Below are 3,025 nucleotides of genomic sequence, written 5' to 3' on the forward strand. Positions count from 1 at the left end.
ACATATTTGCGTTTAACGTTAGCCGCAAACTTCCATTTAGGATCAGCATCTTGACTGGTAGCATAAAAAGCTAGTAAACCAGCACTTAACTGAATCGGCACAGAGATGTCTGGCAAAGGAAAATACCGTTCTAATTCTGGTCTGTTTCCCGGCGCTGGTTCTGCGGTAAAGCTTTGACTCCAGACAGGCTCCCAGTTGCTAGAATTACCAGCATTATAGGAAATCATATAGATTTTCGTTGATTGTTTCTAAATATTCATCAACATTGACCCCGCAACTTTCAACTATGTCAAGATATTCCGCAGGAGTAATCTTTAAAGAAAAGAAATCGGACAGCGCTTCCCCACAAATAATTAGATTATTTGAGGTTTCTTCTACGGAAACCTCGTCAAATTTCCCTGGAGTCCATAGCCGCATCCTATCTTTAAGTTGATCCGCATTAATCACGACGGAACCGCTCCGGTTCAAAGCTGACGTTGTGGGTTGCATTAGCACCATTGAAAACGGTATCTTCTAAAATAGAGCTTATTGTCTGTTGATAACGAAGCGTTCCGCTTGTTTGTCCCATGGGAATTGTGTAAGCTTGTCCAGTTTTGGACTTGTATTTTCGCCCGGTGATTCTCGATGTTTCAGTTGTTCCAGCAACAATTGTCGCGATGCGAGCTTTAGCGGATACAAAGCTGCCGTTCTTTTTATAGTCGTTTAGCCCGGTTGTAACCACACCGAACTTAGGTTTAGGTCCAAATCCATTCAAAAAAGCAGCAGACCGACCAGACATCGAAACTAATTGTTTAGCGTCATCATCATCAAATCCGTAGCCAAACGCTTTAACTCCCACCTTAACCTCTCCATTCAGGTTAGGTCTGACGATGTTTGTCTCCGGTCCATTACCCTCACGCCATTTTGCATACTTAACAAAGTCTAAATTCTGTGGAAGGGTGCTAGGGTCAACCTTTCCCAGCTTTAAAGCAGTGTACCAGCAATTCTCATTTTAAAAAGTAACAAGTGATACAGACAGAAACAAAGCTTTAAGCAAGCTACAAAATGCGCTCCCGCGAGTGCGACTGCATCGCAGAGAAGTGAGTATATAGAGTATTTATACTCAAAATATTTGAAAGATGGGAGAAATCTAGAACAAAAGTTCTCTACATCAGAAAGAGAACCAAATAAAAATTGATGATTGTTGTCTGTTGAGGTAAAATTATTAAGTTGGAAATATTAATTAATCAAACTGTTCTGCGATGACGAAAAAGGCTGTGACTTGAGAAATTCCTGAATTAATACAATTTTTAGTTCAAGAATTACATGACTTACCCGATGACAGAAAACCAGGAAACAATACCAAATATCAGGTAGAAGATGCAGTTAAGGCGGCTTTTTCGGTTTTTTTTACTCAGTCACCTTCTTTTTTAGAGCATCAACGTTTGATGAAAAGTAGTAAGGGAAAAGATAATGCTTCAAGTTTATTTGGTATCAAAAAAATACCTTGGGATAATCAAATCAGAAACCTGTTAGATCCTATCCCAGCTGCCACAATATTTGGCTCTTTTCAACAAGTCTATCAATGGTTAAAAAAACAGGGAGTTATTAAAAATTTTTTCTACTTAGATGAGGAAATTTTAATAGCTTTAGATGGTACGGAATATTTTTCTTCAAAGAAAATCAGTTGTCCCCATTGTAATTGCCGCAATCATCGTAAGGGAACGACAACTTATTTTCATGGTTGCGTCACGCCAATTGTGGTTTCTCCTGAGCAAAAACAAGTGATTAATTTAGAACCAGAATTTATTAAAAAACAAGATGGGCAGCAAAAACAAGATTGTGAAAATGCGGCTGTTAAAAGATGGTTAGATAAGAATCATCAAAAGAAGTATGGTTATCCTGTAACCCTGTTAGGAGATGACTTATACTCTCGCCAACCTATCTGTGAGTTAGCTCTAAAACAAGGTTATAATTTTATTTTTGTTTGTCTTGAAACTTCTCATAAAACCTTATATGAATGGCGAGAATTTTTAGAAAAAAGTGGAGAAGTTAAAGCCGTAGAAAAGAAACAATGGGATGGACGAAAGAATCTCATTTATCGTTATCGTTATGTTTCTAGAGTTCCTCTGAGAGAGGTCGAGTCAAGTCTCGAAGTTAATTGGTGTGAAGTCACGGTCATTAATGAAAAAACACCGAAAATTATCTATCAAAATAATTGGATTACCAATCATCAAATTACTGAAAATAATGTTGAAAAAATTGTCAAAGCTGGACGCAGCAGATGGAAAGTTGAGAATGAAGGAAATAACGTTCTTAAAAATCCCGGTTATAATTTAGAACATAATTTTGGTCATGGTCAAAGTCATTTATGCGAGTTCTTGTTGTCTTTAAATTTACTAGCTTTTTTATTTCATACCGTTTTAGATTTAGTTAATCATACTTATCAAAAGATTCGTGAGTTATTAGTTACTCGCACCAGTTTTTTTAATGATATTCGTACTTTATTAAAATATTTTTGGTTTAAGAATTGGTCAGAGTTTTTCTTGTTTATTCTTACCGAATATGTCCCGCTCAAAAAAATAAATTCTAGTTAAAAATGTCAATTTTTCGAGAGAAGGAAAGATTATTTTATTCATTGAAAAAACCACAAATTAGGTCAGAATTTCAGCTAAATTTATGAGTTGAGATAAGTTTTTTATGGGCAGATATTTTAAAACTGTCTCTTGAAGCTAATTATGATGATTATCTTGAAAAAAAATGATAATTAGACAGAAGTTCTCTTGTTCACATAGAGAACTTTATCTTCTTTTGTTTTCAAAATGAGAATTGCTGCTTTTTTTGCCGTCGTAGAGATGAGTAGTGACGGCGACTATTCCGTTGTCTGTCTTGCCAATTTCTCCCAAGTACTGCCTGCCAACTCCGGCGGTCAGATTGCCACTTTTTCGATGTCCTGAGTCATCGACAATCAGGGAAAATCCTCGGGGTATTTGCGTCTGGCGGCATTGGTTCATCACTTGCAACCGACATTCATTCACCTGACGGT

At 36.7% G+C, this 3,025-nt stretch carries 2 protein-coding genes and 3 pseudogenes; 1 reads left to right on the forward strand and 4 read right to left on the reverse strand.

All coding sequences use genetic code 11. From position 1 onward, the window contains the following. The 3 genes and pseudogenes from IM500_RS03010 to IM500_RS03020 all read right to left on the reverse strand — a co-directional run. Nucleotides 1-227, reverse strand: a pseudogene (locus tag IM500_RS03010) (hypothetical protein); the annotation flags it as partial. Next, on the reverse strand, nt 214-447 hold the full coding sequence (locus tag IM500_RS03015) for a hypothetical protein (RefSeq protein WP_287737643.1): 234 nt from the start codon (nt 445-447) through the stop codon (nt 214-216). The pseudogene IM500_RS03010 and the gene IM500_RS03015, both read right to left, overlap by 14 nt. Continuing rightward, nucleotides 440-838, reverse strand: coding sequence for a hypothetical protein (locus tag IM500_RS03020; RefSeq protein ID WP_287737645.1), 399 nt, complete (start codon nt 836-838; stop codon nt 440-442). Before IM500_RS03020 ends, IM500_RS03015 begins: the two co-directional genes overlap by 8 nt. A gap of 430 nt (nt 839-1,268) precedes the next feature. On the opposite strand from IM500_RS03020, the pseudogene IM500_RS03025 reads away from it, so the two are divergent. Next, a pseudogene (locus IM500_RS03025) lies at nt 1,269-2,490 on the forward strand (ISNCY family transposase). 323 nt (nt 2,491-2,813) lie between these two features. Here the strand turns inward: IM500_RS03025 and IM500_RS03030 are convergent. Beyond that, nucleotides 2,814-3,025, reverse strand: a pseudogene (locus IM500_RS03030) (transposase); the annotation flags it as partial.

The organism is Microcystis sp. M179S2 (genome assembly GCF_020245805.1).
GTDB lineage: Bacteria > Cyanobacteriota > Cyanobacteriia > Cyanobacteriales > Microcystaceae > Microcystis > Microcystis aeruginosa.